Below are 18,893 nucleotides of genomic sequence, written 5' to 3' on the forward strand. Positions count from 1 at the left end.
CGCGTTAAACGCCGAATGCCGCCGACCATAACAGCCGAAGGTTAGTTCCTGGTTTCGCGATACTGCGACAATGAGGGGTAGAATTACGGGGGCCTTCTGTCGTGGCGCGTTTCCTTGACGCGAAGCGGTGCCCCTTCGCTCGAAAACGCTCTATGCCTGCACCTCGCGCAACGGGGCGCGGCTGAGCTCGTTGCCGGCGGCGATGGCCTTGTGCAACAGCCGCATCAGATCCTCACCTTCCTTCGCGCTGAGGCCACGCAACATGATGCGTTGCGCGGATTCGACGGCCGGCGTGATCTTGCGCAGGGTGCGGCGGCCTTCGTCGGTGATCTCGAGCTCGCGGGCACGACGGTCGCGGCGCGAGGCGCGGCGCTCCGCGAGCCCCTTCTGCACGAGGCGGTCGATCACGCCGGTGATGGTGGTGCGGTCGTAGGCAATCAATCCTGCGAGCGTCACCTGGTCGAGCCCCGGATTGGCCTTGATGGTCGCGAGCGCGGCGTATTGCACCGGCGTGAGGTCGAAGCCGGCATCCTCGACCTCGGCCAGAAACACCGCCACCGCGATCTGCTGGAAACGGCGCGCCAGATGTCCGGGCATGTCGTTGTTGTCTTTCACCGAATTTCTCCGTTGGGGTAGGACGGCCGGGATCGTTGACAAGTATACTGATAGTCAGCATACTGAGCAATATCCAAACAGAACATCGGCGGGAAAGGTGCTCATGCAATTCCATCTCAATGGATTTCAGCCGGGCGACCCTGAAATCGCAGATCCCGCCGCGCGCATTCAGCCTTCTGGCGCAACGGGCGCCGTGCCTGAAGAGGTCGATGTCCTCATCGTCGGCTGTGGTCCTGCGGGCCTGACGCTTGCGGCCCAGCTTGCGCAGTTTGATGACATCAAGACCTGCATCGTCGAGCAGAAGCCGGACCGCTTGCTGGTCGGGCAGGCCGACGGCATCGCATGCCGCACCATGGAGATGTTCCACGCCTTCGGATTCAGCGAGCGCGTCCTCAAGGAAGCCTGTTGGGTGAACGAGACGACATTCTGGAAGCCGGACGAGCGGCTGCCAGAACATATCGTCCGCAGCGGCCGGGTGCAGGACGTCGAGGACGGCTTGTCGGAATTCCCGCACGTCATTCTCAACCAGGCGCGCATTCACGACGGTTTTCTCGACGTCATGCGCAAAGCGCCCGCCAGCCTCGAGCCCCATTACAGCCGGCGCCTGCTCGACCTTCAGGTCGATCCGGCCGCGGGTCCCGCCGACCATGCCGTGACGGCGCGGCTCGAACGGCTCGATGCCGGGAACGAGGGCAAGATAGAGACGATCAAGGCGCGCTACGTCGTCGGCTGCGACGGCGCCCGCAGCACAGTGCGCAAATCGATCGGCCGCGAGTTGCTCGGCGATTCCGCCAATCATGCCTGGGGCGTGATGGACGTGCTGGCGGTGACCGATTTTCCGGACATCCGCTTCAAGGCCCTGATCCAGTCGGCGAAGGACGGCAGCCTGCTGATCATTCCGCGCGAGGGCGGTTACATGGTCCGCCTCTATGTCGAGCTCGCCAAGCTCGACATCGGCGAGCGCGTCGCCAATCGCAACATCACCGCCGATGACGTGATCGCGAAGGCGCAGCGGATCCTCAAGCCGCACACGCTGGATGTGAAGGAGATCGCGTGGTGGTCGGTCTACGAGATCGGCCAGCGACTGACCGACAAGTTCGACGACGTGCCGGGGATCGAGATCGCTAAGCGTCTGCCGCGGATCTTCATCGCCGGCGATGCCTGCCACACCCACAGCCCGAAGGCCGGGCAGGGCATGAACGTCTCGATGCAAGACGCCTTCAATCTCGGCTGGAAGCTCGCTGCCGTTTTGCGGAAGCAGTCTGCGCCAAGCCTGCTGCATTCCTATTCGGCCGAGCGCCAGGCCGTTGCGAAAGAGCTGATCGATTTCGACCGCGAATGGGCTGGGATTCTTGCGTCCGCCGCCAAGGCCGGCGGCGCCGATGCCGCCAGGACGCAGGACTATTTCGTCAGGCACGGTCGCTACACCGCAGGCACGGCGACGCATTACCGCCCGTCGGTTCTGACCGGAGCGACGTCCCACCAGCAGCTCGCGCAAGGCCTCGTCATCGGCACGCGCTTTCATTCCGCACCCGTGATCCGGCTTGCGGATGCCAAGCCGGTGCATCTCGGTCACGCAGCGTCCGCAGATGGCCGCTTTCGCATCTACGCTTTCTCCGGCGCTGAGGATCCGGCAACAGCCGGCTCGGCTATACGCGCATTGTGCAATTTTCTCTCCGAGGCGCGGGAGTCGCCGGTCCGGCGTTACACGCCCGTGGCCGCCGACATCGACGGCGTGATCGACCTGCGGGCGGTCTTCCAGCAGGATCATCGCGAGCTCGCCGTCGAGGCGATGCCCGCGCTGTTGCTTCCGCGCAAGGGCCGGTACGGCCTCATCGACTACGAGAAAATGTTCTGTCCGGACCTCAAGAATGGCCAAGACGTTTTCGCGATGCGCGGTATCGATCGTAAGGCCGGCTGCATGGTCGTGGTGAGGCCGGATCAGTATGTCGCGACCGTGCTGCCGCTCGATCATTTTGCTGCGCTTGCTGCGTACTTCGACGGTTTTATGCAGCAAGTGAACTGACGGGACGGCGGCGCACACACTCGCGCGTGCGCGCGATGTCGATGAACGGCGAATGAATATTGAACCGCGCACGGCATTCGTCTCGATCTTTCGACGGATGAGACCTTCGTTCGCGGAACGCCTGTTCCGCTTGCGCGTTCCGACTCGAAAGAGGAGGACTACGCCATGAAATTCCGAAGCATGTTGTTAGCCGCATTGCTGCTCGCCCCGACGGCCGCGCTGGCCGCTCCGGGTATGGTCACCGTCTCGACCGGCCTGCGCGCCGGGCCGGGTTCGGGCTTTCCGCTGGTCGATCGCATCCCCGAGGGCGCCCGCGTCGATATCCATGGTTGCCTGCGCGGCAAAGCCTGGTGCGACGTGAGCTTCTCGGATGACCGTGGCTGGGTGTCGTCGCAATATCTCGAATATCTCTACCGCAATCATTACGTCTATCTCCCCGACTATGTCGACGAGATCGACGTGCCGATCGTCCCCTTCGTGCTGACCTCGTACTGGTCGAGCTATTATGAGGGGCGGCCCTGGTATCGGCGGCATGCCCACTGGAATAGCTACTGGACCTCGCATCAGCGCGAAGCGACGCGGATGACGATCGATCCGCGCGCGGCTCGCATGGGCCGCGCGGCAACGCGCGATGCGGCGGTCGCACTCGGGCGCAACAGTGCGAATGCCAGGGAAAATGCGAAGGAAAGTGTCAAGGGCGCGGCCGCGGTCTCCGGTCGTGATGCCATAACTTCACGGCACGACGCCGCGATGGCCAGGCACGAGAGTGCGACTGCGACGGACCGGAGCCGTGCGGGACGAAGCGACCGCATCGCGCATGAGCGGACCAATCTTCAGGGCCGCAATCCGCACGATGCACAGGCCCGCATCATGCACGAGCAGGCCGCACACCGCGCGGCCCTGCATGCCCAGCCGATGGCGCGCCCGCATGAGGCGCCGCGTGTCTCAGCAGCTCCCGCAAGCCGGCCCGCGATGCCGCATGTGGCCCAGCCTAATGTGAGCCACGGCTCCCCGATGAACGCTCATGCCCAAATGCCGGCGCCGCGCACGGCTGCGCCTGCGATGCCTCATGGCGGTGGCGGCGCTCCTCACATCAACGCCGCGCCGCACGGCGGCGGTGCGCCGGCCGGCGGTCCCGGTGGCGGGCACCAGAAGCACTAGCGTTGCCAACGAAAGCCCGGCCCTCGCGCCGGGCTTTCTGCTGAGGCCCGAGCGGGTTCCTTGCCCATACAATTTAAGAAGTTTCTTCGCGGGCAGATTTCATCGATCGTAATATGTCTACTCAAAGCTGTAAGCATTCCACTCGGGGCAGCGGGGCACGGGAGGATGACGACGATGAGACAGAACCAGGCGGAGACGCGCCGCCATAATGTCGCGAAGCGGTCGATGACCAAGGAAGCCAAGCAGCTGTCCGGCCTGATTGCCGGATTGCGCCAATCTCTCGAGGTGATTCACAAGGAGCGATCGAGCACCAAACTCTCCGGCGCCGAGATGGGCCTTCTCGACGAACGCCGCAACAATCTGTTGCTGACCATCGCAGCCCTCGACGACCGCCTCTCCGCGGTGCAGGGGCTGATCGATCTTGGCCGCCCCCACATCATTCGCGTCCACTGATCGGAGCGCAGACCTGATGCTATCGGCTTCGTCGCGGCGGCGACGGAACCGGGCTCAGCTGCCGGCTCTGCCTGGCATAGGGATTGGCGTAGCACTGGGCGGATTGCCCGGAGGCGGTCGCGGCGCACTGCGCGATCGTCGCAAAGCTGCAATCGATGCTGCGGCCGTCGATGGTGTAGATCTCGATGCAGACGGGATGGCGCGGATCGTAGGTCTGAGCCGCTGTGGGCGCCGCGCCAAGCAGGCCCGCACCAAGGCAGCCCACGACAAGCAGGATCGCATTCATGATGCGGCGCACGAAAAGCTCCTTTCGTAATCGGAACAGGCACAATGCTGCCGCGGATGGCACCAAATTGCCACGCTCCCGGCGAATTGCCGCCAAAGCCCGCTGCCACGACGAGAGCGGCTGCAGGCAACGCTAAGGGGATGCGCATTGGCCTACAAGATGATCGCAGAACGCGACAATGAGAAGTGCAGTTTTGCCCGCGAGAGCCGTTTGCTCATCGTGGCGAAGGCAAAGGTTTGGGCAAGCGAGGGGTGGAAGGTCGTCATCACCGACCAGGACGGCAAGGCCTACGCGCCGCCCGAGTTCGATCAGCTATTGGCGGCCTGACCGCAAGACGGGGCTGGGCAAGACATTGATTTCGCCATTTCGATTAGGGCGCGGCGTGATCGCGCCCCTTATGAGTCTTCCAACGATGACTCTTGCGGCGGCCGCCGTTCTGACGGCGACGGTTGCCGTGGCGCAAAATCTCGATGCCGGCAAGTCGCCGCAAAAGCTTTTCGCCGATGGGTGCGCGACCTGCCATCGCAGCCCGCGCGGTCTTGCCAAGGGGCGCTTCAACCTGACGCTGTCCTGGTTCCTGAAGGACCATTACGCAACCAGTTCGGACACAGCCAAAGCGCTTGCCGCCTATCTGGAATCGGTCGACACGGCGCCGCCGCGAGCTGCGGCCAAGCCTGGCGCGAAGCGATCCGGGCCGCGTACTCCCAAGCCGTCGCAAAGCCAGTAGGCGTGGGTCGGCTGCCGGAAGGGCGTCGCGAAGCCGAAGGCCTTGCCGGTGAACACCGTGCTTGCCGGCATCAATGCACCGTGGTCGCCGAGAACAGGTTGATGACCACCACTCCGGACACGATCAGCGCGATGCCGACGAAGGCCGCAGCGTCGAGCATCTGGCGAAACAGCACGAAGGAGATCGTTGCAGTCAGGATGATGCCGACCCCGCCCCAGATCGCATAGGCGATGCTCAGGGGGATGACCCGGATCGCGACCGACAGCGCGTAGAACGAGGCGACATAGAACAGCACCATCGCCAGTGTCGGCCACAGCCGCGTGAACTGCACGGATTGCTGGAGGAAGGCGGACGCCGTGACCTCGAGGACGATAGCGAGGGCAAGCGCTGCGTAGGCATTGAAGGCGGAAGTCATCACGGGCTCGGGCGTATTGTGCAAAGAAAGATACCGCACGGTACGGGGAATATGACGTTTGCCCGGGTCCAGCTATCACGTGTCAGTGACGAGCCTGCGACACGAAGGAGCGCCGCACGAAACCGCCGCGCGATGGTTCGCGCGGCGGCTCATTGGTCTTGGCGTTAGTTGATCCGCACGGAGAGTTCGACGTCCTCGGCAAAGGCCGTGGACATGTAGCCGCTTCTGGGCATCCGCATGCGCGCCAGATAGTCGGGGCTGTCGTCGGCGTTGTCGGCGACGATGATCGCGCCTGGCCGGAGATGGCCTTCGACCAGATCCAGGACAGCGGGGTAGAGCGCCTTGGCGCCGTCGAGTAGCACGAGATCGATCGTATCAGGCAGATCGACTTGAAGCGTCTTCAGCGCGTCGCCTTCGCGGATTTCGACGAGATCCAGCAGCCCGCCGGCCGCGAGGTTCTCGCGCGCCCGGGCCGCCTTGGACGGTTCGAATTCGCTGGTGATGAGGCGGCCGCCGCCATTGTCGCGCAAGCCCGCGGCAAGGTGCAGGGTCGAGATGCCGAACGAGGTGCCGAATTCGACGATCGCTTTGGCGCGGGAGCTGCGTGCGAGCATGTAAAGCAGGTGACCGGTCTCGCGGGAGACCGCGAGCGGTGCGTCCTTCAGCCGCCCGTAAAGGTCGCGGTAAGCGGTCTTGCTCCGCATCATCCGTGCGCGGTCGGCGTCGGTCACATCGGCGAAGGCGGCTCGCATCGCGCCGCGCGCGGCTTCGTCCTGGTCGAACAGACGATCGAGCAGTGGCGCAAGTGATGAGATGGTCGGGGTGGTCATGTGTACTCTCCAGATGTCGCCGAGAGGCGAGTGCTTGCGTGAGAATTGAAATACGACTAATTCGTCGCATTCGCTATTCGCATTGCCCGAGGGCCCATGGCCGATCGCCGAAGCCGTTCAGTTTCCTCACGAAAACAGCCGCAGCAGGCCCGCTCGAACGAGCTGGTGGCGGCCATTCTGGACGCGGCTGTTCAGGTCCTGGCAAAGGAGGGGGCGCAGCGCTTCACGACGGCGCGGGTGGCCGAGCGAGCCGGGGTGAGCGTCGGGTCGCTCTATCAATATTTTCCGAACAAGGCGGCGATCCTGTTCCGCCTCCAGAGCGACGAGTGGCGGTGCACGAGCGAGCTCCTGCGCGGCATCCTGGCGGACCGGGCGAAGCCGCCACTGGTGCGGCTGCGCGCGCTGGTCCACGCCTTCATTCGCTCCGAGTGCGAGGAGGCTGCAATCCGCACGGCGCTCAGCGACGCCGCGCCGCTCTATCGCGATGCGCCCGAAGCACACGACGCGCGGGCCGCCGGTAAAGGCATCGTCGCGGCCTTCATGCGGGAGGCCCTGCCCAAGGCGCCGGATGCGACGCGGGAGCTTGCCGGCGAGCTGATCAAGACGACGCTGAGCGAGGTCGGCAAGCAGTTCTCGGAGACACCGCGCAACGAGGCGGAGATCGCGCATCATGCCGACGCAATGGCCGACATGTTCTGCGCCTATATCGATGAGCTCGCGCGGCGACGAGATCATTCCTGACATCCGCGTTTGCGGGCCAATATCGCTTCTGATCTGACCGGATCATGAGTTAGCCTCGATTGTCCTCCAGCCCGCTAACGAGCGCCCCGCCATGCATGTCCTCCGCCCCCAATTCCGTATCGAGGAGCAGCAAGCGCTGCAATTCGCAACCCAGCGCGGCTTCGGCATGATCGTCGCGGCGGATGAGCGCGGTCCGCGCGCCTCGCATGTGCCCTTCGTGCTGGAGCAACGTGAGGGGCGCGCGATCGTCCAGATCCATTTCACCGCCAGGAATCCGCTCGTTCCGCTCGCGGATGGCGTGCGGCGCTTTCTGCTGATCGTTGCCGGCGATGACGCCTACATCTCCAACGACTGGTATTCTTCGCGCGACAACGTCTCGACCTGGCTGTACGAGGCCGTGCACCTGTCGGGCGTGGCGCATGTGCGCGGGCTCGACGAGAACCGCGGGCACGGCGATGCGCTACTCGCGGTCGCCGAAGCGCGGCTGCCGAAGGCGCCCTGGGACCTGGCGCAGATGGAGCCGGACAAGCGCGAGACCATGTTGGCCACCATTCGCGTCATCGATCTCGTGGTGGATACCGTCGAGGGGCAGGCCAAGCTCAACCAGCACAAGAGCGATGCGGATCACGTCGCGGTCGCCGGCCGGCTGGTGCGGTCGGAGGAGAGCGGGCATCGGCGGCTGGCGCGGAAGATGCAAGCGCTGCGGCCGGGGCTTGGATATCATTTTTCGTGACTGGGCGACCTTGTCTCGCTTGACGATTACTCCTACGGACCTCTTTCATGCTCGTCATCTCCATTCAAAGCCAGGTGGTCCACGGCCATGTCGGCAACAGCGCCGCCGCCTATGCCATGCAGGCGGAAGGTGTGAATGTCGCGGCGGTGCCGACCACGCTGCTGTCGAACCATCCGCGCTATCCGACCCTGCGCGGGCGGGTGCTGGAGACCGAGCTCGTTGCAGACCTGCTGAGAGGCGTCGAGGAGCGCGATCTCGTCGACGAGGCTGCGGTCCTCGTCACCGGCTATCTCGGTTCGTCCGGCAATGCCGCTGCCATTGCCGATTTCGTCGAGCGGGCGCTGACCCGCAATTCAAAACTGGTCTATCTCTGCGATCCCGTGATCGGTGACGATGGCCGCGTCTACGTCGCCGACGGCATCCTGGACGTGGTCCGGCACCGGCTGCTGCCGGCCGCCAATCTGACCACGCCGAACCAGTTCGAGCTCGGGCTGCTCGCAGGCCTCGACATCACAGATGCGCAGGGTCTGCGCGCGGCGTGCGCGGCGCTGGCCGGGACCGGCCGCATCGACGTGGTCGCCACCGGTTGCACGCTCACTGATACGGCGGAAGGGCAGGTGGAAACGATTCTGTGCGCCGACGGTCAGTTGTCGCGCTTTGCGACGCCGCGCCTGCCGATCCGCCCCTCAGGCACCGGCGATCTTCTCACGGGCCTGATCGCGGCGCATCTGGCCAAGGGCACAGCGACCGAGGCGGCGGTACGGCTCGCGGTCGAAACCATCTTTGCAGTGCTGGTGCGGACTCAGGAGGCGGGCACCGTCGAGATGCAGCTCGTACCGCTGCCGACGCCGGGACGATAAGGTGTGATACTCAGGTCGCGCGTTTCGCGGCCGATTGCGCTGATTTCTGCGGCTTTGCCGGAACCTTCTGCTCGCGCGTCGCCTGTGCCTTCGCCTTTGGCGGCTTTGCGCTTGCCACGGCCCGCGTCTTCCTCGGCTTGACGCTGGCTTCCTTACGGTCCGACGTGCCTCGGCGCGAGACATATTCCGTACCGTCAACCGGGCCGACATGCGGGGGATCGCGGCCGAGATAGGGTCGGCCGATACCGAGCGCCTTGCCATTGGCATCGACCCACTTCCACAGCACCTCGGTCGAGACCCAGCGTTGCGCGCGGTTGTCGCCCTTGGTGCTGACGATGTCGGCCGCCATGCCGTGGCCGTAGCCGCCGCGCGTGCTGCCGCCGTGATAGGAGCGGTCCGAGGCAGCCTTCAGGCCACTCGCGATCGACTGGCGATAGTCGTCCCGAAACGCGCTGGTGATACCCGGCGAAAGCCCGGCAGCCTCAGCCGCGAGCAACGTGCGAAACAGCTTTTTCTTGAAACTCTTGTCCATGCCGCCGATGACGTAGTCCATCATCGACATGCCGGCGCGGTCGGCCGCCTTCGGATCCTTCCATCCAAAGTCCTCGTCGACCAGTTTCGTGAAGCTGCGCATCACGGTCACCATCTTGCCCTTGCGCTTGACGGTGACAGCGCGCCGATCCTCGACCTTGACCGAGTCTTCCTTGGGCGTGCGCTGGTAGAGCGCCCAGAGATAACGGTCGATGCAGGCTTCCATGACGTAGCATTCGTCGAGCACCGCGGTCGTGTCCGCGGACGGCGAGGCCTTGCTCGCGGCAGGCGCAGGGCCGGTCGCGATCGTCGCGGGCGACAGTGCGTCCGTCGTCACGATCTCGGTGGGATCGGCCGAGGCGAGTTTGATCACGGGCTCCGGCGCCGGAGCAACCTCGCTGGCGACTGGTGTCGGCTCAGGCGAAATCTGCGGCGCGAGCGGCGCTTCGGTCGGCAAGATCAGCACCGGGTCGGCCGAGGCGAGCTTGATGGCCGGAGCTGGCGCCTCGGGCGCTGCCGCTTCAGCATTGACCAGCCCTGGTATCGCAGCGACAGCGGCCGCGATATCGGCGGTCAAGGCGACGCCGTCCTCGATGGCCGCAGCGTGCGGGATGTCGGCGAGGTCAAGCCGGCTGAGATCCTTCGCGCGCGAGACGGCGGAAGCATTCGCGCCGCTGTTCTCGATAAGGGCAGGGGCATAGGCGGACAAAGAGAGCGCCAGCCAGCCGGCGAGAACCGCCGAGGGGCAGGAGACCGCCACCAGAAGAGACCGCCGATCATTCATGATCCCTGCCTCCAAACGGTTCTGTCGAACCTCGTCTTCTCCGAACAGTCTTGACCAAACAGTCTTGCACGAAAAGGCACGCTACGCGTCGATTGTTCGGAGGACGGTGTGGCGGCGCAATGGCGCAATTCGGCGAAATGGGGCTTTTCGAGCGGGTGTTGCGCGCGGGCAACGCGGGTTCCATTGTGGTCTCAGGGGGCCGTAGTCGAAAGGGCCCGCAAATGCGGCATTCATTGTCATCAACTTGAGGCGACTGAATTTACTCAATCTTGGATTGTGGCTGTGCAAGTGTCCCGCGTCGGCGATTCCGGCAGAGTTGGGAAGGACACGCACATGAAACTGAAATGCAAATGGGCCGAATTCGCTGCCGATGAATCCGGCGCTACCGCGATCGAATACGGCCTAATCGCAGCCGGCATCGCGCTCGCGATCATCGAGATCATCTACGCCCTCGGCACCAACCTCGTCGCAAAGCTGCAATCGCTGGCGACGGCGTTGAAATGAGCTGTGTGGCGCGGCGCCCGGCGCTTCGCCGCAACCTTGGGCCGGCTGGCGCGTTAGGCGGCCATGACGCATTCGTCGCTTCGTCCCATGGACGCCTTCGATCCTTCCGAGCCCGCCATCCTGCACGACCAGCTCTCCGATACGATCATCACGTGGACCGCTGAGCAGGCTGACGATTTCAGGCGTGCCAGCCAGCCGGGACAGGACGGAACCGTGATCTGGAAGACCTACGTCTTCGACGGCTGGGGACACGTGCTCGGCGGCTGACCGCCGCTCATAAAAGTGTCATGTCGCAGTCGGCGGTGATTCGGCCAAAGCCTTGTGCGCATTAAACATATTGCTATGCACCGGGCGCGTTGTTGCAATGCAGCAACGCATGTCGCAACGCAGCAAAATGAGCTTAGATGTGCTCCGAACCTTCCATCAGGAGCATCACCCATGAACAAGAAGACTCTGTCGATCGCCGCCGCCATTCTGACGATCGCGGGCAGCACCGCGGCTTTCGCCGCCGAGCTGCCGACTTATGAGGTCAACGGCTTTCCGGTCTCCCCGATGCAGGTGCGCGTGCTCGGTGCAGCGCATGTCGAGCAGCAGGCCTCGGCGCCCACTACTGTCGCTTCGGTCCACCAGGCCCGCGTTCTGTCGCCGCGCAAGGTGAAGACGGCTGACGTCACGACGGGCAGCGCCCGCTGATCTGGGGACGCCACAAGCCAACGTCAAGCCAACGTGATGCAGGCTCGTTTTCTCCGAGCCTGCCTGGACCGCGTTCCCTTTCGGGAGCGCGGTCTTTTTTTGGCGCAGCGAGTCATGATCACGTGCGGTTGTGTACGGCCGTTCAAAGCGAGTGTGATCTCTTTAATAGTTGCTTTGCAGATCGCGGCGCTTGATGCGGGCGCCGCTTATTGAGCAGCCAAGAATCATTTTCATAATGGAGTAGTCATGTCTGTTGCACAGAAAGCCGTTGTTGCAAGCGTCTCGCCGCGCGCGTTCATTCTCAAGCATCTCGCCTTGTTCGCAGCCGCCGCGCTGTTCGTGTTCGTGCTCAGCCTGACCTATGGGCTCGATCTCAGCCCCGGGTTTTTCTGAGAGAAGGCGCGCTGGCGTCTCTCGCTTGCGTGCCAGCCTTGCAGGCACATGGGTTGAGCCATGGCCTCTGTCGGCGTACCGCTTTGTCCCATGGATCAGCGGACGAGCGGCGCTGACGCTCTCACTCAAAAGAACGATCAGGCGCCGGCGCTTGTCGGTGTGCTCTGCGGCCTTGCCGCGGCGGTGTTCTGGGCGCTCGGCTTTGCCGGCACGCGGCACGGGCTCAAGGTCGGCTTCTCGCCGGTCGATCTGCTGGTGCATCGCTATGTCTGGTCCGGCATCGCCTTCCTGCCGCTGGTGATACGCGGCGGGATCTCCGATCTCTGCGGCATCGGCTGGGGCAGGGGCCTTGCGCTGATGGTGCTCGGCGGCCCCGTGATGTCGCTGATCTCCTACACCGGTTTTCTGTTCGTGCCGCTCGGCCATGGCAGCGTGATCCAGCCCTCCTGCGCGACGCTCGGCGGCCTGCTGCTCGCGGCCTTGTTTCTGAAAGAGCATGTCTCCGCGTCGCGCATCGCTGGCGCCCTCGTCATCGTCGCCGGGCTCGGCGTGATCGGCGCGGAATCGATCGGTCATATCGGCGTCGATGGCGTGCTGGGCGATCTCACCTTCGTGCTGACCGGATTGATGTTCGCAGGTTTCGGCGCGCTGGTGCGCCACTGGCGTGTCTCCGCCGTGTCGGCTGCGCTCGTCATCAACGTGCTGTCGCTGCTGCTGCTGCCGATCTACCTCATGACCGGCGGCCTCGCGCGGATCGCGGCGATCGGTATCGGTGAGAACGCCATCCAGGCGCTGGCGCAGGGCGTGCTTGCAGGCCCGGCTGCGCTTTATCTGTTCGCCGTCTCGGTCCAACGCCTCGGCGTTGCCCGCGCCGCCGTTGTCCCCGCCTGCGTGCCGGCGCTGACGGTGCTCACCGGCTGGCTCCTGCTCGGCGAGCCGCCGACACTATTGCAGACGGCGGGATTGGTGACGGTGCTGTGCGGATTCTATCTGGCGCAGAGGCAGCGATAGATCGCAAGCCTCCGGACCGCGCTTACCATTCGATGGCGGCAAACTTGACGCCGCGGCCCGTCAGCTCCCGCCCGAGCCGCTCGGCGCGCTCGCTGGCGGATTTGCCGAGCAGCCGATACCTGCCTCCGAGCGCCTTGTCGGCGACAACCTGATGCCGGATGTTTTCGTACAATCGCAAGACGGCCTGATCGCTTAGATTGTCGAACATGTCATCGGTCGGGTTTGGCCTGGTCGCGTCACCTGTTGGCGGTCCTCGCAGAGCGGCCTCCCAAGTCTTGTTCGTACGGATGTCGGCTCATGGGTAGCGGTCCGGCGCAGCAACGTATGTCCACTTCTGAACATTGCGACATGCGGCCGCCTCGGCTTACGCCTTCCTCACGAACTCCGATTTCAAATTCATCGCGCCGATGCCGTCGATCTTGCAGGCGATGTTGTGGCCGTCGGTGGCGTCCTGCAGGCGGATGTTGCGGACCTTGGTGCCGCCCTTGACGACGGAGGAGGAGCCCTTGACCTTGAGATCCTTCATCACGATGACGCTGTCGCCATCAGTGAGCGCATTGCCGTTGGCATCGCGCACGCCGGCCTCCTGCGCGGCGTCCGCGGCGGCCTCCGCCGTGCCGCTCCATTCATGGCCGCATTCCGGGCAGACCCAGAGGCCGCGATCCTGATAGGCGTGCTCGGAGTTGCAGGTCGGACATTTCATCGCGTCGGTCATCGTTTGCCTCGTCGCCCGTCACGGGCGCGCCGCACGCTTTCCGCCGGAAAAGATGGATTGGGAGCAAATCCTTTACCATGGCTTTCAGTCCTGGTCGAACCCCTGGAAACTTAGGAGTTCGGGAAAAATTCTGCGGTATCGAGGTCCGGGTTTACGCGGCGTCCGTTCGACGTCGCGGCGGAAGGGAGTGTTCTGGTCATGAGCGAGCATCGCGCCGCAGTCAGACATCACACGCTACGCACCGGCATTGTCGAATTCGACAACGGTACCGGCAAGATCATCAGCGCGCCCTGCACGATCCGCGATGTCTCGGGCACCGGCGCGCGCCTCGGCCTCAACGCCTCGCTCTGGGTCGCCGAGCAGTTCACGCTGGTCTTCAGCAGCGGACTGCGCAAGCACTGCCGCGCCGCCTGGCGCAAGGGCCGGCTGATCGGCAGCGCATTCGCGGACGGCTATGCGAGCGCGGACGAGCAAGCCGTGATGATGACCGCGGACGAGCAGTCCCGCCACCGGCTTGGGATCGGTGCGCGCCTCAGGGCTGCGCGCGAAAAACGCGGCTACACGCAAGGCCAGCTCGCCGAACTCATCGGCGCCACGCCGGCCTTCGTCTCGCTGGCCGAGCAGGGCCTGGCGGACATTCCGCTGTACCAGCTGATGCACATCGCCGATCTGCTGATGGTCGGTCTCGATGGGCTCGTCGCAGGACCGGCGCCCGAGGACGTGGACGCGGCGTAGGCGGCACCGCCTCAAAACAAAAACGTCGAAAACAACCCCATGCACAGTAGAAATCCCGAGGGATTTCAGCGTGTTGAAAATCCGAAAAAGCGGTGGTGTTGAGCCGTAGCACGGATGGAGCGCAGCGGGCTACGGGCCTCGCACCAACTTCGGCGATACCGAATCGAATTTGACTCGTCGGGCAAAACAGGGGCAGTATGGCATGATGGCGCCGCTGGAAGCTGGTGGCTCGCCAGCTGCGGAGTGACATGCCGAAGACACCAAAAAGAAAACTGAAGACCTACCAGACCTCGCTCGGCTTCTACGACCAGGCGATCGCCGCGCCCTCGATGAAGGCGGCGCTGGATGCCTGGGGCGCCAGGTCCAATCTGTTTCACCAGGGCGCCGCGAAGGAGACCGACGACCCCGACATCGTCGCCGCGACGATGGAGAAGCCGGGCGTGGTGCTCCGGCGTCCGGTGGGGTCGGACGGGGCGTTCACCGAGCATTCCGAGTTGCCGACCGATCTCGCTGACGACGAGGCCACGCCGAAGCGCAAGGCCAAGTCCAAAGTAAAGTCCAAGCCGGAAAAGCGTCCGTTAAAGGCTGCAAAGCAACCAGCCCGCAAGATCGACGATCAACAGGCGCGCAAGGCCGCCGCGGCGTTCGAGAAGGAAGAGCGGCGGCGGGAAGCCGAGCGCCGCAAGGAGGAGGCCGCTCGCGCCAAGGAGCGCGCGCGCCGCGACAAGGCGGTTGCGAGCGCGCAGGCGGCGCTGGACGAGGCAAAGCGGGAGCACGAATCGCGGGCGGAGGCGATTGAAGCCGAGCGCGCTGCACTCGACGAACGCGCCGGGGCGGAGCAGAGCCGGTGGGACAAGCAGAGGATGAAGCTGGCGGAGGCTGTGCGTCGCGCGCGGGAGTAAATGCCCGGCCATGCGCGCCGCGTCGTCGTCCTTGGCGGCGAGGTCGCGGTTCCATGCCTATATGGACTGATGTCCCACATAGGTTGCCATGTCTGAAAAGCCGTCGATTTCTAAAAGCCCCAATTCCAAAAGCCCGATGATCGTGTGCTCGCGCCGCGCGGCGCCTGTCCTGGTTTGCCGCAAGTGCCTCAAGCGCAGCGACGTCGGCCGCGACGTCAGGCGTGCGCTGAAATCCGAACTGAAGGCGAACAAGCGCGACGGCACCAAGCCGGCCAAGCTGATCGTGACCGGATGCTTCGGCCTGTGCCCGAAGCAATCGATCGTGATCGCGAGCGGCGCCAGCCTGGCGCGGCAGGAATATGTGCTGGTTGCGGACCGCGATCAGGTGCCGCGAGCGCTCGCGCTGTTGGATGGCAAGCCCGGCGCATGATGGTCGGTCTGCGCTGCGCCGAAACGGCGGAGCGGCCGGCGTCGGTCATTCCGGCAAAGCTTGATCGCAAATTCGCTTGCCTTGCCTGGCGTCCTTTTGCACTCTGGCGGCAAGGAGACCAACGCATGAAGATCATGACTGTCGCGTGTGCGCTCGGAACCGCCCTGGTGCTGGGCAATCTCGGGATATCGGATGCCGAAGCCCGGACGCGGAAGGCTCGCGTGGTGGATGAACAACGGCTGAGGGTGGATGTCCCCGTGCTCAGGCCAACGCCGTGGGATTACAATATCGTTCCGCGCTATCGTTATCGCCCGGAAGACGACCGGGTCGACCCCTACGGCCCGCCGCTGGTGTCGTCGTATGTCCGCTACGAGGGCTGGCGGTGGCCGTATTGGTGGTGAAGGGCGACGTTCCTAACCGCCATCCTCCGCCGCAAGCCGCAGAAACTGCCGCTTCATTACGTTGACCCTGGCGACATAGCTCGCGACGAGGTGATCGCCGCAGCGCTCGTCGGCGATCATCTGGAACTTGCGGCGCGCGTAGGCCGTGGCGGGGCCGGCGCCGCAGAGATGGATGAAGGCGGCGAGATCCTGCCGCTCGCGCGCACTCGCCTTCACATCGCCCGCACGGGTGAGCACATCGGCGACATTGCGATCGAGATAGACCGATGCCAGCTCGATGGCGTGGCTCGGGATTGCGCGGATATAGAGGAAGGGAGAGCCGCAGCCGGCCTCCGTGACCGCGTTGCCACGAACGCAGAACCGCGCGGCGTCGGCATAGGCTGCGTCCAGCATCTGGAAGAGGCCGACGGCGCTGGAGGCGGGCCGGTAGATCGCGAGCGGATTGAAACTCCATCGCCAGCGCCAGTAGGTGCGCGCGAGCGGATTGCCCGATGTCTCGACCTGCGCCAGCGCGGCCAGCAATTCGGGCGTGATCGTCGCGGTGGCATGCTTGCGGAATAGCGGCCCGTATTGCCGCCAGGTCTCCGGTGGATCCTTGTCGAGCGCGTGGCCGACAAGGACGAACAGCTCGATCGGCTTGCGCATGGTTTGATAGGCGATGTTCACGAGCACGACGACCGCAAGCAGCATCGCCACGCCGCCCGCGATCCGGACCATCCGCGGTGCGCGCGCGAAGGTCTTTCGCATCCATCGTGCGCGTCGCCTGAGCTTGCGAAGGCGAGAGAGGAGGGGCTTGCTTCGTCCTGGCATCGGTCTTCTGGGAGTGCATTGCGGAGGCTTTGCACCTGGTTAACGCTGCCACCAGGCCTTGAAATCCGGCTTCTTTTCGCTCTGGTCGCGTGCTTTCAAGCCGCCGGTCCGTACTCCCACGGCAGTTCGCATCCTTGATGGAAATAACCCGAGGTTGTAATGTGCGCCGCAACAGGGTTAATTTTGTGTGAATGGATCGGCTGGAATGACCGTAATCGAAAGCGTGGTGTCGGCGGAAGGCGCGGAGCGGAAAATGCCGCCGGGCGTGCTGGTCGAAGGGCCGGTGGTCGAGGCCAAGTTTCGCGACTCCTACATCTCCTTCGTCATCATGATCGGCGGTTCGATCGCGGCGCTGGTCTGGGCGTTCTGGCAAGGCATCGGCTGGGTGGAGGTTTCGGTCTTCGCCGGCACGTTCGCGCTGTCCACGGTCGGGATCGGCTTCATGCATCGCTACTTCGTCCACCGCAGCTTCCGCTGCGGTCCGGTGATGCGGACGTTGTTCGCGGCCATCGCCACGATGGCGGTGCAGGGCTCGATCCTGAAATGGGTGAGCAATCATCGCCGGCATCATCTTCACTCCGACAAGCCCGGCGACGTCCACAGCCCTTACTATGACGGCGACGGCAACCCCTATGTCACCTTCGCCAAGGGGATGATGCATGCGCAAGGCGGCTGGGTGTGGGACCAGGCCACCACCGATGCCGGATACTACGCCAAGGATATCCTGGCCGATCCGATCGCGATGTTCTTCACCAGAACACGCTGGTACTGGTACGCGCTCTCGGCGGTGATCATTCCGGGCGCGATCGGCTACGCCTTCGGCGGCGTGCACACGATGACCGGCTGCATCCTGTTCTCCGGCCTGTTCCGCAGCTACCTCATGACCATGGCGACGTCGCTGGTCAACTCGGTCTGCCACAGCGACGGCCGCTACGGCTACCGCCGCTTCGATCTCGACGACGGCACCACCAACGAGTTCGTGACCACGATCCTCACCTTCGGTGAAGGCCTGCACAACAACCATCACCGGTTTCCGCGCGACGCCTACATTTCGCACGCCTGGTACGAGATCGACATCAACGGCCTGATCATTCTCGGGCTCGGGAAGCTCGGATTGGTGCACGACATTTTCGCGGCGGGAAGCAGGGCTGTTCGCTCTGGAGATTCGGAGGACGGAAAGCGTCCAGTGGCAGATACGGAAGCGATGGTCTGAAGCAGGTAGGATGGGTCAAGCGGAAGCGAAACCCATCAATTGCCATTATGACGCGATGGGTTTCGCAAGTGCTCTACCCATCCCACGTGCGTGAGGCGCGGGCCAAAACCGCATCTATCCCGCGTTGGCTTGGACGCCATCGGTGAAATCCAAACATAAGTTGTGTTCGGAGGGAACTCTGGCCCAAGGGAGCCGTTGAGCCTGTGATCCCCGAGCGTAGCGAGATCGAACCTCCGATCCTCGCCTGAACAAGACCGCAGTCGCCTTGTGAGAGCGGCTCGGCGCGAAGCGTCCTCCGTGCGTATTAACCGGAAACCTTCATGAACAGCCCCGATGTTCGCCATGCCATTCAGATCGACCGCGGCTCCAGCCTGGCGATCTGCAATGAAATAGCAGACCGCCTGCGGATCAAGCTTGGCGGCGAGCACGACCCATTGCCGCGACATCTAGCGGCCCTGGTCGACCGGATCGCGCATATCAGCAGCCATTCGAACCAAGCGACGCCCGTGATGACCTCCAGATCGGATTCAGCATGTTAGACTTTTCGAATGCATCTTTTACGCCTGAAACCATCGGCGTCATGAAAACTGCGCTGGACACGGCGGTTGCGTCACTGCCGGCCCCGGTCAGCTCTGCGCATGTCCGCTCGATCGCGGAGACGATCCTTCGCACGGCGAAGGAGGGCGAGCGAGACCCCGCTGTCCTGGAGCGCATGGCGTTGATGGAGCTTCAGATCTCGCCGCGTGACTGATGCCGGTCCGCTAGCTTGCGTGCCGGCGCAGAAATGCTCGCGTTCATTGCCGCGCCCTGATGCTTCGATGGAGCTCTGGGGCCGCGGAAGCATTCACATCTGCAGCCGCGATCACGCGGCTCCTGGAGAATCCCCAACATGATACGTCATTTGTTGATCGGCGTTGCCGCGTG

28 protein-coding genes are annotated in these 18,893 nt (G+C 64.1%); 20 read left to right on the plus strand and 8 right to left on the minus strand.

Going from position 1 to position 18,893, the window contains the following annotated elements:
• Nucleotides 1-150: 150 nt before the first annotated feature.
• Nucleotides 151-615, minus strand: coding sequence for a MarR family winged helix-turn-helix transcriptional regulator (locus IVB41_RS20505; protein WP_027569777.1), 465 nt, complete (start codon nucleotides 613-615; stop codon nucleotides 151-153).
• A gap of 103 nt (nucleotides 616-718) precedes the next feature.
• Between IVB41_RS20505 and IVB41_RS20510 the strand changes: the two genes are divergently transcribed.
• The 3 genes from IVB41_RS20510 (at nucleotide 719) to IVB41_RS20520 (ending at nucleotide 4,255) form a co-directional block, all read left to right on the plus strand.
• Entirely contained in the window at nucleotides 719-2,641 is a 1,923-nt protein-coding gene (locus IVB41_RS20510) for an FAD-binding monooxygenase (protein ID WP_247434295.1), read from the plus strand.
• Between the two features lie 165 nt (nucleotides 2,642-2,806).
• Nucleotides 2,807-3,802 (plus strand): SH3 domain-containing protein, encoded by a 996-nt coding sequence (locus IVB41_RS20515; protein WP_247434298.1) that lies wholly within the window; start codon nucleotides 2,807-2,809, stop codon nucleotides 3,800-3,802.
• A gap of 174 nt (nucleotides 3,803-3,976) precedes the next feature.
• Complete coding sequence (locus tag IVB41_RS20520) at nucleotides 3,977-4,255, plus strand: hypothetical protein (RefSeq protein WP_027517641.1); 279 nt, start codon at nucleotides 3,977-3,979, stop codon at nucleotides 4,253-4,255.
• Nucleotides 4,256-4,274: 19 nt separating this feature from the next.
• Here IVB41_RS20520 and IVB41_RS20525 read toward each other — a convergent pair whose 3' ends face one another.
• Nucleotides 4,275-4,553 (minus strand): DUF3551 domain-containing protein, encoded by a 279-nt coding sequence (locus tag IVB41_RS20525; RefSeq protein WP_247434301.1) that lies wholly within the window; start codon nucleotides 4,551-4,553, stop codon nucleotides 4,275-4,277.
• Between the two features lie 108 nt (nucleotides 4,554-4,661).
• On the opposite strand from IVB41_RS20525, the gene IVB41_RS20530 reads away from it, so the two are divergent.
• Together IVB41_RS20530 and IVB41_RS20535 are read left to right on the plus strand one after the other, a co-directional pair.
• On the plus strand, nucleotides 4,662-4,868 hold the full coding sequence (locus tag IVB41_RS20530) for a hypothetical protein (RefSeq protein WP_027569781.1): 207 nt from the start codon (nucleotides 4,662-4,664) through the stop codon (nucleotides 4,866-4,868).
• Nucleotides 4,869-4,953: 85 nt separating this feature from the next.
• Nucleotides 4,954-5,268, plus strand: coding sequence for a hypothetical protein (locus IVB41_RS20535; protein ID WP_247434304.1), 315 nt, complete (start codon nucleotides 4,954-4,956; stop codon nucleotides 5,266-5,268).
• 70 nt (nucleotides 5,269-5,338) lie between these two features.
• On the opposite strand, the gene IVB41_RS20540 is transcribed toward IVB41_RS20535, so the two are convergent.
• Both IVB41_RS20540 and IVB41_RS20545 read right to left on the minus strand, forming a co-directional pair.
• Nucleotides 5,339-5,683: a multidrug efflux SMR transporter gene (locus tag IVB41_RS20540; RefSeq protein WP_027569783.1), complete on the minus strand. Its 345-nt coding sequence runs from the start codon at nucleotides 5,681-5,683 to the stop codon at nucleotides 5,339-5,341.
• Between the two features lie 164 nt (nucleotides 5,684-5,847).
• Entirely contained in the window at nucleotides 5,848-6,513 is a 666-nt protein-coding gene (locus tag IVB41_RS20545) for an O-methyltransferase (protein ID WP_247434308.1), read from the minus strand.
• A gap of 96 nt (nucleotides 6,514-6,609) precedes the next feature.
• Between IVB41_RS20545 and IVB41_RS20550 the strand changes: the two genes are divergently transcribed.
• The 3 genes from IVB41_RS20550 to pdxY all read left to right on the plus strand — a co-directional run bounded on the left by IVB41_RS20550 (nucleotide 6,610) and on the right by pdxY (nucleotide 8,847).
• A complete protein-coding gene (locus IVB41_RS20550) occupies nucleotides 6,610-7,254 on the plus strand; it encodes a TetR family transcriptional regulator (RefSeq protein ID WP_247286277.1) in 645 nt (214 codons plus the stop codon).
• Between the two features lie 91 nt (nucleotides 7,255-7,345).
• Nucleotides 7,346-7,987 carry an FMN-binding negative transcriptional regulator gene (locus IVB41_RS20555; RefSeq protein ID WP_247286276.1) on the plus strand — a complete coding sequence of 214 codons (642 nt, stop codon included), beginning with the start codon at nucleotides 7,346-7,348 and terminating at the stop codon, nucleotides 7,985-7,987.
• A 47-nt stretch (nucleotides 7,988-8,034) separates the two neighbouring features.
• Nucleotides 8,035-8,847 carry a pyridoxal kinase gene (pdxY, locus tag IVB41_RS20560; protein WP_247434311.1) on the plus strand — a complete coding sequence of 271 codons (813 nt, stop codon included), beginning with the start codon at nucleotides 8,035-8,037 and terminating at the stop codon, nucleotides 8,845-8,847.
• Nucleotides 8,848-8,857: 10 nt separating this feature from the next.
• Here the strand turns inward: pdxY and IVB41_RS20565 are convergent, their stop codons facing one another.
• A complete protein-coding gene (locus IVB41_RS20565) occupies nucleotides 8,858-10,162 on the minus strand; it encodes a hypothetical protein (protein ID WP_247434314.1) in 1,305 nt (434 codons plus the stop codon).
• A gap of 333 nt (nucleotides 10,163-10,495) precedes the next feature.
• Here IVB41_RS20565 and IVB41_RS20570 point away from each other — a divergent pair, with 333 nt between their 5' ends.
• The 5 genes from IVB41_RS20570 (at nucleotide 10,496) to IVB41_RS20590 (ending at nucleotide 12,763) form a co-directional block, all read left to right on the plus strand.
• Nucleotides 10,496-10,666: a Flp family type IVb pilin gene (locus tag IVB41_RS20570; protein WP_007609602.1), complete on the plus strand. Its 171-nt coding sequence runs from the start codon at nucleotides 10,496-10,498 to the stop codon at nucleotides 10,664-10,666.
• Between the two features lie 63 nt (nucleotides 10,667-10,729).
• On the plus strand, nucleotides 10,730-10,933 hold the full coding sequence (locus tag IVB41_RS20575) for a hypothetical protein (protein WP_027569790.1): 204 nt from the start codon (nucleotides 10,730-10,732) through the stop codon (nucleotides 10,931-10,933).
• 171 nt (nucleotides 10,934-11,104) lie between these two features.
• Complete coding sequence (locus IVB41_RS20580) at nucleotides 11,105-11,359, plus strand: hypothetical protein (RefSeq protein ID WP_247434318.1); 255 nt, start codon at nucleotides 11,105-11,107, stop codon at nucleotides 11,357-11,359.
• Between the two features lie 246 nt (nucleotides 11,360-11,605).
• Nucleotides 11,606-11,752, plus strand: coding sequence for a hypothetical protein (locus IVB41_RS20585; RefSeq protein WP_247434321.1), 147 nt, complete (start codon nucleotides 11,606-11,608; stop codon nucleotides 11,750-11,752).
• Between the two features lie 90 nt (nucleotides 11,753-11,842).
• Entirely contained in the window at nucleotides 11,843-12,763 is a 921-nt protein-coding gene (locus IVB41_RS20590; protein ID WP_247434324.1) for a DMT family transporter, read from the plus strand.
• 22 nt (nucleotides 12,764-12,785) lie between these two features.
• Here the strand turns inward: IVB41_RS20590 and IVB41_RS20595 are convergent, their stop codons facing one another.
• Complete coding sequence (locus IVB41_RS20595) at nucleotides 12,786-12,971, minus strand: hypothetical protein (RefSeq protein ID WP_247434327.1); 186 nt, start codon at nucleotides 12,969-12,971, stop codon at nucleotides 12,786-12,788.
• A 156-nt stretch (nucleotides 12,972-13,127) separates the two neighbouring features.
• On the minus strand, nucleotides 13,128-13,478 hold the full coding sequence (locus tag IVB41_RS20600; protein ID WP_027569793.1) for a zinc ribbon domain-containing protein YjdM: 351 nt from the start codon (nucleotides 13,476-13,478) through the stop codon (nucleotides 13,128-13,130).
• 198 nt (nucleotides 13,479-13,676) lie between these two features.
• Here IVB41_RS20600 and IVB41_RS20605 point away from each other — a divergent pair, with 198 nt between their 5' ends.
• The 4 genes from IVB41_RS20605 to IVB41_RS20620 all read left to right on the plus strand — a co-directional run bounded on the left by IVB41_RS20605 (nucleotide 13,677) and on the right by IVB41_RS20620 (nucleotide 15,946).
• Nucleotides 13,677-14,213, plus strand: a complete 537-nt coding sequence (locus IVB41_RS20605) for a helix-turn-helix domain-containing protein (protein ID WP_247434330.1) — start codon at nucleotides 13,677-13,679, stop codon at nucleotides 14,211-14,213.
• A 248-nt stretch (nucleotides 14,214-14,461) separates the two neighbouring features.
• The gene (locus IVB41_RS20610) at nucleotides 14,462-15,115 is read left to right on the plus strand and encodes a cell envelope biogenesis protein TolA (protein ID WP_247434333.1); all 654 of its coding nucleotides are present in this window, start codon (nucleotides 14,462-14,464) and stop codon (nucleotides 15,113-15,115) included.
• Between the two features lie 136 nt (nucleotides 15,116-15,251).
• Nucleotides 15,252-15,545 carry a hypothetical protein gene (locus tag IVB41_RS20615; protein ID WP_247434336.1) on the plus strand — a complete coding sequence of 98 codons (294 nt, stop codon included), beginning with the start codon at nucleotides 15,252-15,254 and terminating at the stop codon, nucleotides 15,543-15,545.
• Nucleotides 15,542-15,946, plus strand: coding sequence for a hypothetical protein (locus IVB41_RS20620; protein ID WP_245287861.1), 405 nt, complete (start codon nucleotides 15,542-15,544; stop codon nucleotides 15,944-15,946). The genes IVB41_RS20615 and IVB41_RS20620 overlap by 4 nt, the downstream gene beginning before the upstream one ends.
• A gap of 12 nt (nucleotides 15,947-15,958) precedes the next feature.
• Here the strand turns inward: IVB41_RS20620 and IVB41_RS20625 are convergent, their stop codons facing one another.
• Nucleotides 15,959-16,693: a lytic transglycosylase domain-containing protein gene (locus tag IVB41_RS20625; protein ID WP_407062490.1), complete on the minus strand. Its 735-nt coding sequence runs from the start codon at nucleotides 16,691-16,693 to the stop codon at nucleotides 15,959-15,961.
• A 268-nt stretch (nucleotides 16,694-16,961) separates the two neighbouring features.
• On the opposite strand from IVB41_RS20625, the gene IVB41_RS20630 reads away from it, so the two are divergent.
• The 3 genes from IVB41_RS20630 to IVB41_RS20640 all read left to right on the plus strand — a co-directional run bounded on the left by IVB41_RS20630 (nucleotide 16,962) and on the right by IVB41_RS20640 (nucleotide 18,720).
• Nucleotides 16,962-17,969, plus strand: coding sequence for an acyl-CoA desaturase (locus tag IVB41_RS20630; RefSeq protein WP_247434342.1), 1,008 nt, complete (start codon nucleotides 16,962-16,964; stop codon nucleotides 17,967-17,969).
• A gap of 320 nt (nucleotides 17,970-18,289) precedes the next feature.
• The gene (locus IVB41_RS20635) at nucleotides 18,290-18,508 is read left to right on the plus strand and encodes a hypothetical protein (RefSeq protein ID WP_247434345.1); all 219 of its coding nucleotides are present in this window, start codon (nucleotides 18,290-18,292) and stop codon (nucleotides 18,506-18,508) included.
• Nucleotides 18,502-18,720 (plus strand): hypothetical protein, encoded by a 219-nt coding sequence (locus IVB41_RS20640; protein WP_247286259.1) that lies wholly within the window; start codon nucleotides 18,502-18,504, stop codon nucleotides 18,718-18,720. Before IVB41_RS20635 ends, IVB41_RS20640 begins: the two co-directional genes overlap by 7 nt.
• Nucleotides 18,721-18,893: the final 173 nt, after the last annotated feature.

The sequence above is a fragment of the Bradyrhizobium sp. 44 genome, assembly GCF_023073095.1.
In the GTDB taxonomy this organism is placed as follows: domain Bacteria; phylum Pseudomonadota; class Alphaproteobacteria; order Rhizobiales; family Xanthobacteraceae; genus Bradyrhizobium.